Annotated in this window: 15 protein-coding genes; 13 read left to right on the top strand and 2 right to left on the bottom strand. The window is 62.4% G+C overall.

Features of this window, described 5'->3' with window-relative positions:
• The coding region (locus tag WFP44_RS15695; protein ID WP_336927642.1) for a recombinase family protein at positions 1–866 on the bottom strand (866 nt) is incomplete at its 3' end.
• Entirely contained in the window at positions 863–1327 is a 465-nt protein-coding gene (locus WFP44_RS15690) for a DUF2924 domain-containing protein (RefSeq protein ID WP_336927641.1), read from the bottom strand. The genes WFP44_RS15695 and WFP44_RS15690, both read right to left, overlap by 4 nt.
• 396 nt (positions 1328–1723) lie before the next feature.
• On the opposite strand from WFP44_RS15690, the gene WFP44_RS15685 reads away from it, so the two are divergent.
• The 13 genes from WFP44_RS15685 to WFP44_RS15625 form a co-directional block, all read left to right on the top strand.
• Positions 1724–2200, top strand: a complete 477-nt coding sequence (locus WFP44_RS15685; RefSeq protein ID WP_336927640.1) for a helix-turn-helix domain-containing protein — start codon at positions 1724–1726, stop codon at positions 2198–2200.
• A 19-nt stretch (positions 2201–2219) separates the two neighbouring features.
• Positions 2220–2930, top strand: a complete 711-nt coding sequence (locus WFP44_RS15680) for an ImmA/IrrE family metallo-endopeptidase (protein ID WP_336927638.1) — start codon at positions 2220–2222, stop codon at positions 2928–2930.
• Between the two features lie 116 nt (positions 2931–3046).
• Positions 3047–4228 carry a hypothetical protein gene (locus WFP44_RS15675; protein WP_336927637.1) on the top strand — a complete coding sequence of 394 codons (1182 nt, stop codon included), beginning with the start codon at positions 3047–3049 and terminating at the stop codon, positions 4226–4228.
• Positions 4221–5153, top strand: a complete 933-nt coding sequence (locus WFP44_RS15670; RefSeq protein ID WP_336927636.1) for a hypothetical protein — start codon at positions 4221–4223, stop codon at positions 5151–5153. Before WFP44_RS15675 ends, WFP44_RS15670 begins: the two co-directional genes overlap by 8 nt.
• A gap of 167 nt (positions 5154–5320) precedes the next feature.
• Positions 5321–5530: a helix-turn-helix transcriptional regulator gene (locus tag WFP44_RS15665; protein ID WP_336927635.1), complete on the top strand. Its 210-nt coding sequence runs from the start codon at positions 5321–5323 to the stop codon at positions 5528–5530.
• An 11-nt stretch (positions 5531–5541) separates the two neighbouring features.
• Positions 5542–6024, top strand: coding sequence for a hypothetical protein (locus WFP44_RS15660; RefSeq protein WP_336927634.1), 483 nt, complete (start codon positions 5542–5544; stop codon positions 6022–6024).
• A complete protein-coding gene (locus tag WFP44_RS15655) occupies positions 6021–6890 on the top strand; it encodes an ATP-binding protein (protein ID WP_336927633.1) in 870 nt (289 codons plus the stop codon). Before WFP44_RS15660 ends, WFP44_RS15655 begins: the two co-directional genes overlap by 4 nt.
• A 20-nt stretch (positions 6891–6910) precedes the next feature.
• A complete protein-coding gene (locus tag WFP44_RS15650; RefSeq protein WP_336927631.1) occupies positions 6911–7486 on the top strand; it encodes a hypothetical protein in 576 nt (191 codons plus the stop codon).
• A 10-nt stretch (positions 7487–7496) separates the two neighbouring features.
• Positions 7497–9176: a DEAD/DEAH box helicase gene (locus WFP44_RS15645; protein WP_336927629.1), complete on the top strand. Its 1680-nt coding sequence runs from the start codon at positions 7497–7499 to the stop codon at positions 9174–9176.
• Between the two features lie 210 nt (positions 9177–9386).
• Complete coding sequence (locus WFP44_RS15640; protein ID WP_336927627.1) at positions 9387–9593, top strand: DUF6511 domain-containing protein; 207 nt, start codon at positions 9387–9389, stop codon at positions 9591–9593.
• On the top strand, positions 9593–10360 hold the full coding sequence (locus WFP44_RS15635; protein ID WP_336927625.1) for a hypothetical protein: 768 nt from the start codon (positions 9593–9595) through the stop codon (positions 10358–10360). The genes WFP44_RS15640 and WFP44_RS15635 overlap by 1 nt, the downstream gene beginning before the upstream one ends.
• Entirely contained in the window at positions 10357–12642 is a 2286-nt protein-coding gene (locus WFP44_RS15630) for an AAA family ATPase (protein WP_336927624.1), read from the top strand. The genes WFP44_RS15635 and WFP44_RS15630 overlap by 4 nt, the downstream gene beginning before the upstream one ends.
• Before the next feature lie 445 nt (positions 12643–13087).
• On the top strand, positions 13088–13560 hold a 473-nt coding region (locus WFP44_RS15625; protein WP_336927623.1), incomplete at its 3' end, for a hypothetical protein.

Genomic DNA, 13560 nt, shown 5'->3' with positions numbered 1-13560 from the left:
TTGAGCAGCGCCGGGGTGTGGGTGCGGGTGTTGGCCGCGCGCTGACGCGGGCTTTCCTTCAGGATGGCATGGACCTGATCCCATAGCGGCTGGTCAATGATCGCCTCATGTTCGCCGGGATAGCTGGTGCCCTTGTGGACCGCTTCGCCCAGATAAAGCCGGTTGCGCAGCAGCTTGTAGAGGAACCCCTTGTCGATCGGCTTGCCGCGCTTGTTCAGGGTGCCGTTGGCCACCAACTCCCGGGTCAGCAGGGTCGCCGATCCCAGTTCGACAAACCTCTGGCACATGTGCCGGATCGTGGCGGCCTCGGCCTCGTTGATGACCAGCTTGCGGTCAACGACGTCGTAACCCATCGGTACGAACCCGCCCATCCACATGCCTTTGGCGCGGCTGGCAGCGAACTTGTCGCGGATGCGTTCGCCGGTGACCTCGCGCTCGAACTGGGCAAACGAGAGCAGGATGTTCAGCGTCAGCCGGCCCATGGAGGTCGTGGTGTTGAACGCCTGCGTCACCGACACGAAGGTCACGTTGTTGCGGTCGAACGCTTCGACCAGCTTGGCGAAATCCATCAGCGAGCGCGACAGGCGGTCGATCTTGTAGACGACGATGACGTCCACCAGACCGGCCTCGATGTCCTCGATCAGAGTTTTCAGCCCCGGCCGATCGAGCGTGCCGCCCGAGAACCCGCCGTCATCATAGCGTTCGCGCATGCAGACCCAGCCTTCGGCGCGCTGGCTGGCGACATAGGCCTCGCAGGACTCGCGCTGGGCATCGAGGCTGTTGAACTCCATGTCCAACCCTTCCTCGCTGGATTTGCGGGTGTAGACGGCGCAGCGCAGACGCCGCCGGGGTGCTGTATCGGTCATGCAGCGTCCTTCCGTTCCCGCAGGCCGAAGAACCGGTAGCCATTCCACTGCGTGCCGGTGATGTCGCGGGCGATGGCCGACAGCGACTTGTAACGGCGCCCCTGCCAGCCGAACCCGTCCTTCAGCACGGTGATGACGTGCTCGGTCCCGTTCCATTCGCGGACCAGGCGCGTGCCGATCACCGGGTTGCGCGGGTCGCTGATCACCGACTTTCGGACCCTCTTGCCCTCGACCTCGTCGGCCAGGACATCGAGCAGCTGACGCACCGGCTTCGACAGACCGCCGAAGGTGAGCTCCTGGATCCGGTAGCCCAGGCGCTGCTCGAGGAACGAGCGGCTGTTGTTGGGGGCCTCGCTGCTGAACAGCTTCTCCCATTCGGCCTTCAGCTGCTTGACTGTCATGTCCTTCAGGCCTGCCAGCCTGGCCAGCACCTGCGCATTGTCATCCTGTTTGTGCATCATCGTCCTCCGATCCGGGCTCGTGCCCGGGGACGACTGACGCTCTTGGCGGTCGGGATAGCGAGTGAACTATCTCCGCCGCCCGCAGATATAGAACTGGACTGTTGGCGCATGCGCAGCACGCCGGCGGCTACGATTCGACCCAACTCTGAAAGCCGGGCGTCTGATGACATCTTGGAGGGGCAGAGCCCATTTGGATTGGATGTAACGGAGGACATGAGACCGTTCGCAATAGTGGGTGGCTGGCGACACGGTAGGTTTGAGAACTATCTTAAAACAAGCAAATTCAGGTGGTTATCGTAGTCTTGCGAAATCATGAGAATTGCTTGGTGATCGCTATCCACAGCTTTGAAAAGGCGCTCGGAACGCCTGCGAAATTCTTCGCAATTTGATTCGCTGATGGTCGCTGATCTGCCATATTTTGCCCGCGGCACTCGGATGTGCGGCCGGAGTTTACGGCAATGCGTCCTTGACCCCGGAACCCCTCGCAACTACGCTGATCCGCATAGAAGCGTGATTTTGAGGGTTGGCCCAAGCCATGATGAACCGATGACAACTGACGGGACGAGTTTTGGACGTCAGATCTCCAAAGCCAGGAAGGCCATGGCTCTCAGCCAGAAGGAGCTGGCGGCAAGGATCATGAAAGAGGAAGACGGCACAGCGATCTCGCCGCAGTACCTCAACGACATCGAGCATGACCGGCGCAGTCCCACCTCGGATCACCTCATCCGGCAGTTTGCGGAGGTGTTGAACATCGACGAAGGCGTTCTGTTCTTGCTGGCAGGGAAGATTCCCGACGACCTCCGCAGCCAGGTCAGTGACCCAGCCAAGGCGGCCGAGGCATTCGTCAATTTCCGTCGCGCCATTACCAACTGACGGATCGACGGCGATGAGGATGATACGGGATCCAAAAGGCCGATTTCCAGAGCGCCCCTATTACACGAACGACGAGCTCGATCGGGAGTGTGAGCGGCTTGTCAGGGATCTGCACCGCAAGCGGAACCAAGAGGCACGCCCCCGTATCACGACGGATGAACTCCATCTGCTGATCGAGCTCAACGACGCCAGCCTGGATTCCTCTGCCGACCTGACAATCTATGGCGACGATGTCGAAGGCGTGACCGCCTTCCATCCAGACAGGGATCCCGAAGTCGCAATCTCAGACCGGCTGGCTAACGATCCCCGCCGCGAGAACCGGCTGCGCACGACGTTGGCCCATGAGTTCGGCCATGTGCATTTCCACCGGCACCTGTGGGCGGGCAAGTTTCAGCATGGCCAGCTGTTCGACCGCAGCAGCCATGAAAACAAGGCGATCTGCAAGCGCGACACCATCATTCAAGCCGCGAACTATGACTGGATGGAGTGGCAAGCCGGTTATGTGAGCGGCGCGATACTGATGCCGGTCACATCCATACGCCGGCTGGTGTCCGATTATTGCCAGGAGCGTGATCTCCACGCTGCCGTGGCAGTGCGGTCAGACCATGGTCGACAGATCGTTGGTGCAGTGATGGAGACGTTTCAGGTTTCCGAGGAGGCTGCTCAAGTCAGGCTCAAGGTACTCAAACTACTTGGGGAATCTGATCGTCAGGGATCGCTGTTCGGGTAATCCACAGCAAATCCGCTAATCTGCGTAGATTTTCGATTGACCCGCCACATGGGCGCAAATACGCTCTTTAGCAGATCGGCGTGCAAGGACGCCTGATTCTGCTCAAGGAGTCCCCCATGACCTCGATTGCCACCATCATTCGCAAAACCTCCACTCCCACCCTTCGTGCCTATTTTGAGCATAGCGGGATTGGCCTGCCTGCAAATATCGACTGGGCGGTCCCCGAGCCCGAAATCCTGCCGCCCCTTCTGAAGGCGGTCGATGAACTGACCGATACCGAAAAGGCCCGCCTGGCGCTCGACGCCGGTCGGATTGGCGACCTGGTCAGCGACGTTGGCCAGATTGCACTTTACAGCGTTGCCGAAGACAGGGCCGTTCTGGATAGCCTTGGCGGGGCGCACGACCGCGCTTTCTGGATGTTTCTCAATCATCCGGACCGCTTCCGCCGTGCCGAGGAGGTCCGCTACACCGATGAACGTCGCCGTGGGCGTTCATGGGCGGGTTTCATTGTTGCCGCCGATCAGCCGTTGAACAAGGATCCAGCCGCTCTCGACGCATTCAAGGCGGCGCTGCGCGAATGCTTCGCCTCGCCCAATATCCACATCGATATCTTTGACCGCCGCCGCCCCACCTTCGACGGTGAGGATTGCGAACTGATCCAGATCGCGGTGTACCGCGAGGGCTTGCCGGATGATGTTCTGGAGTTTGACGCAGGCGATCTGGTTCGCCGCGTGCGCAGCCCGGTGTTCGAGGCCGCCCTGACGTATGAACCCGCCACCGGCGTGGTCGAGGTGGTCGCGAACGACAGCAAGAGCCGTGAAGCCATGGCCCGGATCATGGTGCGTGATCTGCTCGAGATCGAGTTCACCAGCGAAAAAATGCCGTCCCGCAATTATGATCTGTGCTCGCTTCAGCAGCCCCATGCTTTCCCCCGGGATGCTGCCGACGGGATCGAGTCCGTCACTTTGAAACAGCTGCGCCTGATGCCGATGGACAATCAGGGCCAGCGCGTGACTCTGGAGTGCATGCGCGGCAGTGAGGAGACCATCTGGGAGATGGCCGCGAGGCATTTTGGCGACCGTAATCCGCTTCTCGGCGGCTGGGTGGTCACCCAGGCAAAGCTTAGCATCGCTTTCCAACCCAAGGGGGATGCGCGGCGTGGGCGTGTGCTGGCGCTGACGATCACGATGCCGCACGGCTGCAATCTCAAGGACCTGACGCCGGAAGAGCAGTTGATCGGCGAGAAGTATCTGCGCCGCTGGGGCATCCTGTCCGGGGATACCGGCGGCGATGATTGATCAGGTTGCTGCCCGGCTGCTGATGACGATTGCTGAAACGCCGGGCGGAAAAATCGCGGCTTCGGTCCTCGACGACTTTTATCCCCGTCAAGGCAAGCAACTGATGCAGACCAATCTGCTGGCGCCGCTAGGAAATACCTTCGCGGCGCCACTGGATCTGGATCACGGTGATGAACCGCTACCTTTGATCTGGTCGGGCGAGCACGGTTGTTTTGGCTATTACAACCCGGCCGCGGTCTGGATCACAGTGCGCCCGGAAAAGCTGACCATATTCGGCGTCAACATGCCGGTGCTGCTGGCGCGGATGCTGGCGCAGATGGAGGTCGTGGGCGGGGCCGAACCTCTTGCTCTGGTACCGGATGCGGTCTGGGAAATCGGTAACGTCCGTTTGCCCGGACGCAGCAAGCCCGTTCCGCTTTGGGTCGCGCGGCGCCTCTCTGATCCAGATGGCTGGTCCGCGTTCGTGGCTGCCACGCGCTTGCGCCCGGCGCCGGGGCTGAGGATCGTGTTGAGTACGACGCCGGCTGTCCGCCTGCCAAAGCAGATGTTCGAGGGGCATGAGATCATCAGCGTCGGCGATGTGGCCGACCGCGCGGCCGGGATTGCCGTCGATCCTGCGCTGTTGGCAGCTCGGATCACAAACGGATCGCCACAGGCCGATGTGCCAATTGCCGTGTCCGCAGACGGAGGATCTGTCACGGTGCGCGGGAAACGGTACACATTCACCGGCCAGAAGCATCGGGCCATCATCCGACATCTCCATGACGCCTGGAAGAACGGGGAACCCGAATGCCTGACCGAAGCGGTGCTGGAGGCGGCCGAATGCGCTAATAGCGTGAACACGCTGACCAAGGCCTTTTCCGGCCGAAAGGACTGGCAGGAGTTCATCAAGGTGGAGGGTGGTCGCTGCTGGATCCAGTGCTGACCAGTCGCAGAATCCGTCATCGAAAGCCTCCTTCGGGCGGCTTTTTTGTGTCCGGCGGGCTCAATCGTTGATTCCTACCCTAAGCCCTACCTCGCTCCTTCCCGGCTCCTACCTTCGCCAGCGCCAATGTCTCCGCAGGTTTTCGAACCGAACCCAAGGAGACGCCAATGGCTACCAGACACCTTTCCCAGATCGAGCTTGCCGCTCGCTGGAACCTTTCCCACCGCACGCTCGAGCGCTGGCGGTGGACGGGCGAAGGCCCGCAATTCATCAAGCTCGGCGGTCGCGTCGTTTATCGCCTCGAAGATGTCGAGGCGTTCGAAGCTGCCCAGGCCCGGCACAACACCGCCCGCGCTGATGCGCAGGTCGTGGCGTGAGGGCGGCCGACATGACCATCCCCAACCACATCAGCGTGGACGATTTCGTTCACATGGCCGTGGGCGAGATCGTCGCCCTGCCGGCCGAGGTGCTCGCTCATCTCCAACAGGAGATCGAGGAGCGCCTGCGTTTTGCCAAGACGGCCAGCGACTGGCTCAATGGTGCGCTCGCCCTCAAATATGCCGATCGTGCTTCGCAGGCGCGCGGCGATTCCGGTAAGGATTTTGGCGCCGCGCGCTTCGCTGACGGCGATGTGACGATCGTCGCGGACCTGCCGAAGAAGGTCGACTGGGATCAGTTCGAGCTGGCCCAGCTGGTCGAGCGCATCAAGGCGGACGGTGAAGACCCCCGCGAATACGTCGACATCAGCTTCAAGGTCTCCGAGCGTAAGTTCGCGGCCTGGCCCAGCCATATTCGCAGCGCCTTCACTACCGCCCGCAAGGTGCGCAGCGGCTCCCCCAGCTTCAAGCTCAAGCTGGAGGGTGCGGTATGACCCTCCCGATCATTTCGGCGGATCAGCGTCTCGCGGAAAACCGCGGCATCAAGGGCGTGATCTTCGGCAAATCCGGCATCGGCAAGACCAGTCTGCTCTGGACTCTTCCTGCAACGACGACCCTGTTCTTCGACCTCGAGGCGGGTGACCTCGCCATCGAAGGGTGGACCGGCGACAGCATCCGTCCCCGCACCTGGGAGGAATGCCGGGACTTTGCGGTGTTCATCGGCGGGCCAAACCCGGCGCTGCGCGACGATCAGGTCTACAGCCAGGCGCATTACAATGCGGTGTGCGCCCGGTTCGGCGATGCCGCGGCGATCGACCGGTACGAGACAGTCTTCATCGACTCGATCACGGTTGCCGGGCGCCTGTGCTTCCAGTGGTGCAAGGGGCAGCCCGAGGCATTTTCCGACAAGACCGGCAAGCCTGACATGCGCGGCGCCTATGGTCTGCACGGCCGGGAAATGATCGCCTGGCTCACCCACCTGCAGCACACCCGGACCAGGAATATCTGGTTTGTCGGCATCCTCGACGAGAAGCTGGACGACTTCAATCGCAAGGTTTTCCAGCCGCAGATCGACGGTTCCAAGACCGGACTCGAGCTGCCGGGCATCGTCGACGAAGTCCTGACGATGGCCGAGGTGAAGGACGACGCCGGAACCGCTTCGCGTGCCTTCATCTGCCAGACGATCAACCCCTGGTCCTACCCGGCCAAGGACCGGTCCGGCCGCCTCGCATTGGTCGAGGAACCGCACCTTGGCCGGCTGATGGCCAAGATCCGTGGTCCCGTCACGCCCGCCAGCGACCGGCTCGAATTCGGCCTGCCCGACGTGTCGGCAACCAACACCCAATCCCCCCAAAACTGACCTGAACAAGGAGACCCATCATGGGTAGCTGGAACGATTTCAACGACGCCAAACAGACCTCGAACATCATCCCGAAGGGTACTCTCGCCAAGGTCCGCATGACCATCCGGCCCGGCGGCCACGACGATCCGAGCCAGGGCTGGACTGGCGGCTATGCCACGCGCGGCACGACCGGATCGGTCTATCTGAACATCGAATACACGGTGCTCGAAGGTCCCTTCGCCAAGCGCAAGGTGTTCGGCATGATCGGGCTCTACAGCCCAAAGGGTCCCGACTGGGCCAATATGGGGCGCGGCCTGGTGCGCTCGATGCTGAACTCGGCGCGCGGGATTTCCGACAAGGACAACAGCCCGCAGGCCCAGGCGGCACGCCGCATCAGCGGCTTCGGCGACCTCGACGGACTGGAGTTCGTCGCCCGCATCGATGTCGGCACCGACAGCAATGGCGATGACAAGAATGACATTCGCGCCGCCGTTACCCCGGACCACCGCGAATATGCTGCGCTGATGGGATCGGTTGCGGCCGCGCCGACGGCGGCATCGCCTCAGTTCTCCACGGCACCTGCAACCGGCGGTCGCCCCGCCTGGGCACAGTGAGGAGCACGCCATGATCCTTCGTCCCCGACAGTCCCTTTTCGTCGAGCGCAGCCTGTCTGCGCTCGACACTCACGGCAACACGCTCGGTGTGGCTCCGACCGGCACAGGCAAAACGATCATCCTGTCGGCGGTGGCGGGCCAGATGATCGGCGACAGCCGCGCCAAGGCCTGTGTCTTGGCCCATCGCGATGAATTGACGGACCAGAACCGGGATAAGTTCTCCCGGGTCAATCCGGGCATGACCACCTCGGTTATCGATGCTGGCACCAAGAACTGGAGTGGCCAGGTCACCTTCGCGATGGTGCCGACCCTTTCCCGACCGGCGAATCTGGATGCCATGCCAGCGGTCGATCTGCTGGTAATCGACGAGGCGCATCATGCGGTCGCCGAAAGCTACCGTCGCATCATTGATCGCGTCCTCCACCTCAATCCGATGGCGCGCATCTTCGGTGTGACCGCCACACCCAACCGCGGTGACCGCAAGGGGCTGCGCGAGGTATTCACGAACGTGGCGGACCAGATCCGCATGGGGGAACTGATCGCTTCGGGCCATCTCGTGCGCCCGCGCACCTTCGTGATTGACGTCGGGGTTCGCGAAGATCTCGGCAAGGTGCGCAAGACGGCTGCCGATTTCGACATGGGTCAGGTCGACGCCATCATGAACAAGGCGCCCGTGACCGACCAGGTCATCGCGCATTGGCGGGAAAAAGCCGGCGACCGCCAGACCGTCGCGTTCTGCTCGACCGTCAGTCATGCCGAGAACGTTGCCGACGCCTTCAACGCAAACGGCATTCCCGCAGCAGTCGTACATGGCGATCTGGATGACGCGACCCGCCGTGCCACCCTGGCCGCCTATGATGCCGGTGCCATTCAGGTGGTCGTCAATGTCGCTGTGTTGACCGAAGGCTGGGATCATCCCCCGACCTCCTGCGTCATCCTGCTGCGCCCCAGCTCGTTCAAGTCGACCATGATCCAGATGATCGGTCGTGGCCTGCGCACGGTAAACCCGGAAGAATATCCCGGCATCGTCAAGACCGACTGCATTGTCCTCGACTTCGGGACGTCGACCTTGATCCATGGCTCGCTTGAGCAGGACGTCGATCTGGATGGCAAGCAGGCCAACGGTGATGCGCCAACCAAGGAATGTCCTGAATGCGGTGCTGTCGTGCCGGCCGCCGTGACCGAATGTCCTCTGTGCGGTCACATCTGGGAAGGCTCGGCGAGCGATCCTGCCGAGCCGCTCAGCCAGTTCATCATGGCCGAAATCGACCTGTTGAAGCGGTCGAGCTTCGAGTGGGTGGATCTGTTCGGGGACGATGCCGCACTCGTCGCCAATGGCTTCCATGCCTGGGCCGGTGTCTTTTTCCTGAACGGTCGCTGGTACGGCATCGGCGGTCAGCCCAAAAAGTCCGCACATCTTCTGGCCATGGGTGAGCGCAGCATTTGCCTCGCTGCCGCAGACGACTGGCTCAACACCCACGAGAGCGACGAGTCCGCCCACAAAAGCCGTGGCTGGCTGCGGCAACCGCCGACCGACAAGCAGTTGGCATTCCTGCCGCCGTCCTATCGGACCGACTACGGCCTGACGCGTTACCACGCCTCCGCGCTGCTCTCCTTCCGCTTCAACCAGTCAGCCATCCGCGGCCTCGTGATGGGCGCGGATCCGCATGCTCTGCGGGAGGCGGCGTGATGGACACTACCCATGGAAAAATCGCCCTCTGCCGAAAAGCGACTGCGGTGCTGGCATCCACGCGGATTGCTGTGTGCTGTCTGTCTTCGTCCAACCTCTGGCTTCGGCTGGTCGGGCCCGCAACGCACGAGACGATCGGGCCCCTCTGTGTGGTTCTGCTCAATCAGCTGCCAGCGCTTCTTCTGGCTGCGGGCACGCAAGGTGCAGGACATGGTTGATCTGACCGCCCGCGAAGAGGCCGCGATCCGTGCGACGCTGCAACCTGTCGCAGCCCTGATCGACACGATCGGCTGGCACTCCCCACCATCCGCATGGTCGCAGGAGCAGATGCTCCAGTTCATCACCGTCGCGATCGATGGCTTCCAGACCGCGATGCATCAGGCAGCCGTGGACGACCCCATGGAGGTGCCGTTCTGATGTTGGACTTCAATCACCGTCCCGCATTCGGCGAACGTCTGAACGCACTCGTCGATAGCCATCTCGTGGCAGACAACGCCGCGCGCAGCCTGCGGGATTATCTCGGCGGCTCGCGGGTCGGCGTTTCCTGCGAGCGCGCGCTCCAGTTCGAGTTCACGTCCACGCCCAAGGACGAAAATGGGGAATTCTCAGGCCGAACCCTGCGGATTTTCGCGATGGGTCACGCCCTGGAAGATCTGGCCATTGCCTGGCTGCGCGGTGCCGGCCTCGATCTGTTCACCCGCAAAGGCAATCGTCCGGACGGCGAGCAGTTCGGCTTCTCGGCCGCTGGCGGACGACTGCGCGGTCATGTCGACGGGATTATCGCTTGCGCTCCTGCTGCGCTTGGCCTTCGTGTCCCTGCGCTCTGGGAATGCAAGACCATGAACGCGAAGAACTGGCGCGAGACCGTGTCGAAGGGCGTTGTGCTGTCGAAGCCAGTCTATGCCGCCCAGATCGCGCTGTACCAGGCCTATATGGAAGGCAGCGTGCCGGGCATTTCGGCCGCACCTGCACTGTTCACCGCCATCAACAAGGACACAGCCGAACTCCACCACGAACTGGTCCCGTTCGATGCAGACCTGGCCCAGCGCATGAGCGACAAGGCCGTGCGGATCCTTTCTGCCACCGATGCCGGGGAATTGCTGCCGCGCTTCACCCGGACACGCGAGCATTTCGAGTGCCGCTTCTGCTCGTGGGCAACCCGTTGCTGGGAGATGCCCCAGTGACCGAAGACAACATCGTCCACTTCAACCCCTGGCGGGATTTCAATGATGCCGCATCGCTGGAAGAGCTGTTCCTGGAGCCAGATCCGGCCCAGATCGCTGCCTTCTTCGACGTCGTCTTCGATTATTGCGACGGCCTGATCCCGGTCCGCAGCTTCATCGACAAGGGTCAGGGCATCGAGGGCAAGCCCCATAACATCTGGATCGATGCGGATGCGTCCGCACCGGAAAAGCTCACGACCTTTGCCCATTGGGCAGGCCGCGAAGGCGCGGCAGTTTACGTGATCCCCGGCACGGTGGCGAAGAGCGGGCAGGCAAAGTCTGCCGATATCACCGCGATGCAGGCGATCGTCGTCGACATCGACACCGGCGATATCGGTGCCAAGCTTACCCACCTGACCCGGCATCTGGGCGACCCCACTCTGATCGTGGAAAGCGGCGGGCGAACGCGTGAGGGTGCGCACAAGCTCCATGTCTGGTGGAAACTCTCGGAGCCTGCGACCGATACCGACGTCGAGCAGGTCTGCGCTCTGCGCGGTGCCATCGCTGCCAAGGTGGCGGGCGACACCCATTTCCGCTCCGCGCACCAGCCGATCCGTGTCCCGGGCACCATCTACCATAAGGGTGGCAGCCAGCGCATGGTGCAGATCCTGCAGCACGCCGCCAAACGTGAAGTGGACCTTGCTGATTTTGCCGAGATGGTTTCGGCCATGCCGCCCATGCCCGCGATTGGCGCGGCTGCTACCTCATCGCCCGGAAAGCCCGCTCTCGCCGATGTTCTGACGACGCCGGTCCATGAAGGCGGAGCTGATGCCTGGTCGCGGTTCGAGGGCGCCAGCGCCGCCATCGGTCACTATATCCGCCAGGTCCATGATGGCCGGATCAGCCCGGACGAAGGCTGGGAGGCGATCTGCCAGTATAATGCCGCAATGCTGCGGCCGAGCTGGCCGCTCGATCGCCTGAAGGCGGAATCTGATCGGCTGTGGCGCTTGCATGTCGAGCGCAACGGCCCGCCGCTGCTTCGTTCTGCTGAAACCGCACGCCGGGCAGACATGCCCGCCTTCACCTTTGGCGCGCTGCTGGATGACGCCAGCCCGATGCCCGCTGACATCGTCGCACCCCGGCTTCTGACACCCGGCGGTCTGCTCGTGCTCGGCGGCGCCCCCAAGGTGGGCAAGAGCGATTTTCTGATTTGCCTTCTAGCGCACATGGCTGCGGGCGTGGCGTTTCTTGGCTTCTCACCGCCGCGCCCCCTGCGGATCTTCTACCTCCAGGCAGAGATCCAGTACCACTATCTGCGCGAGCGGTTGCAGGCCATCCGGCTAGATCCCGCCGTGATTGCCGCCGCCCGTGACAACCTGGTGGTCACTCCAAAGCTGCGTCTTCTGCTCGACGAGCGCGGCGTGGCGCTCGCGGTCGATGCCATCAAATTCCATTTCCCGGACGGCCCCCCGGACATCATCTGCATCGATCCGATACGCAACGTGTTTGACGGCGGGCCCGACGGCGGTGGCGAAAACGACAACAGCGCCATGATGTTCTTCCTGCAGCAGCGGGTCGAGCAGCTGCGAGACGCCGTCGCCCCTGATGCCGGCGTGATCCTCGCTCACCACACCAAGAAGCTGAACAAGAAGCAGGTCGTCGAGGACCCGTTCCAGGCGCTTTCCGGCGCCAGTGCGCTGCGTGGTTTCTATACGTCCGGCATCATCATGTACCGACCCGATGAGGACATGCCGGCGCGCAGGCTCGAGATCGAGCTGCGCAATGGTCCAGCGATCGGCCCGATGCTGGTGGACAAACGCGGCGGGCAATGGGTCGAGATCGACGCAAGCAGCGAACGGCTGATCCGCAAAGATGTAGGCGCCCGGCTCGATGCTGAGCGGGTGCGTAAACATGATGTCATTCTCGGCATCCTGCTCGACGAAGCCGCTGCCGGGCGGCTCTATACGTCGCTGCAGTTCGCGGAGAAGTTCGAGAACAAAGGCGGCCTTGGCGGGACCTATACCATCAGGGACCGCATCTCGGTCCTGGCGACCAAGGGCTACATCAAGTTTGTCCGCGATGGCTCGCCCTACGGCATGGCCAGAACGACATCGAAGTTCGGCTATCTCTGCACCGAAGGGATGATCATTCCCGGGAATGGCGAAACGGCGCATCCCGACACCGGTGAAATATCTCCCACGATGGTGGAGGTGCTGCCCAGCCACTTCAAATGCCCCCAGTCAGGCGGATCCCTGCCGGTCGAGAACCCCCGGGTCTGGGTCTATCCGGAGGACGAGCAATGATCCTCGGGCCGGCCATTCCGGGCTACGCATGGGCACGCACAATCCAGTTGGGGAAGTTGCGGACCATTTCCGCAACTGGGTCCGCACCTGCACCCATTCCCCCGCACGGATACGCACAATCCAGTTGCGAACGATTTTCCCAACTACCCCCGCACGCCTTCGCGCGGCCACGCTGTGCCACCCGGAATCCAGTTGCGGACGGATCGGCCATTCCCAACTGCCACAACTTCAATTTTTGGCAGTTTTCTGCGGGGTTGAGACCCACCCCAAGTTGTGGGCGTGAAACCCCCATCCTAAAGGATGGGGACGCACCTCGTGGGGTGTGCGTCCACCTTCAGAATGGGAACCCGCGTGCCGTCGCTCCACGGCAGCAACGCGCACCACCCTGATCCCCGATCCCGATCTTCCGCAAACATCATCCAGACACTTCCGAACGGAGACCATCATGGCTTCGAATACCCTCGCTTTGCCTTCAGGTATTGCACCCCCTGCAACAACTGCGGGGCTGATCGCCCCGTCCGCCACCATGCTTGCACTGGATCTGGGAACCACAACCGGTTGGGCCATGCGCCCGACAACCGGTCCGATCGTCAGTGGCACCCTCAGCCTCAAGCCTTCTCGCTACGACGGTGGCGGCATGCGGTTCGTCCGGTTTCGCAAATGGCTCGATCAACTGGATGTTGATGCCGGGCCGATTGCGACCGTCCATTTCGAGGAGGTCCGACGCCACCTCGGGACCGATGCCGCCCACATCTACGGCGGCTTGCTTGCAGTGCTCACTTCCTGGGGCGAGGAATTGGGAATTGCCTATCAGGGCGTTCCTGTCGGCACGATCAAGCGGTTCATCGCCGGCAAGGGCAATGCCGACAAGGCAGCCGTTATCGCGGCAGTTCGCGCCAAGGGCTTTGCCCCTGCCGA

The organism is Alteraurantiacibacter palmitatis (genome assembly GCF_037154115.1).
Lineage (GTDB): Bacteria > Pseudomonadota > Alphaproteobacteria > Sphingomonadales > Sphingomonadaceae > Alteraurantiacibacter > Alteraurantiacibacter palmitatis.
This window is presented reverse-complemented; position numbering and strand designations above follow the sequence as displayed.

Coding starts and splice junctions, on each gene's coding strand:
- WFP44_RS15690 (WP_336927641.1), bottom strand. CDS start 1,327: ATGATGCACAAACAGGATGACAATGCGCAGGTGCTGGCCAGGCTGGCA.
- WFP44_RS15685 (WP_336927640.1), top strand. CDS start 1,724: ATGGTCGCTGATCTGCCATATTTTGCCCGCGGCACTCGGATGTGCGGC.
- WFP44_RS15680 (WP_336927638.1), top strand. CDS start 2,220: ATGATACGGGATCCAAAAGGCCGATTTCCAGAGCGCCCCTATTACACG.
- WFP44_RS15675 (WP_336927637.1), top strand. CDS start 3,047: ATGACCTCGATTGCCACCATCATTCGCAAAACCTCCACTCCCACCCTT.
- WFP44_RS15670 (WP_336927636.1), top strand. CDS start 4,221: ATGATTGATCAGGTTGCTGCCCGGCTGCTGATGACGATTGCTGAAACG.
- WFP44_RS15665 (WP_336927635.1), top strand. CDS start 5,321: ATGGCTACCAGACACCTTTCCCAGATCGAGCTTGCCGCTCGCTGGAAC.
- WFP44_RS15660 (WP_336927634.1), top strand. CDS start 5,542: ATGACCATCCCCAACCACATCAGCGTGGACGATTTCGTTCACATGGCC.
- WFP44_RS15655 (WP_336927633.1), top strand. CDS start 6,021: ATGACCCTCCCGATCATTTCGGCGGATCAGCGTCTCGCGGAAAACCGC.
- WFP44_RS15650 (WP_336927631.1), top strand. CDS start 6,911: ATGGGTAGCTGGAACGATTTCAACGACGCCAAACAGACCTCGAACATC.
- WFP44_RS15645 (WP_336927629.1), top strand. CDS start 7,497: ATGATCCTTCGTCCCCGACAGTCCCTTTTCGTCGAGCGCAGCCTGTCT.
- WFP44_RS15640 (WP_336927627.1), top strand. CDS start 9,387: ATGGTTGATCTGACCGCCCGCGAAGAGGCCGCGATCCGTGCGACGCTG.
- WFP44_RS15635 (WP_336927625.1), top strand. CDS start 9,593: ATGTTGGACTTCAATCACCGTCCCGCATTCGGCGAACGTCTGAACGCA.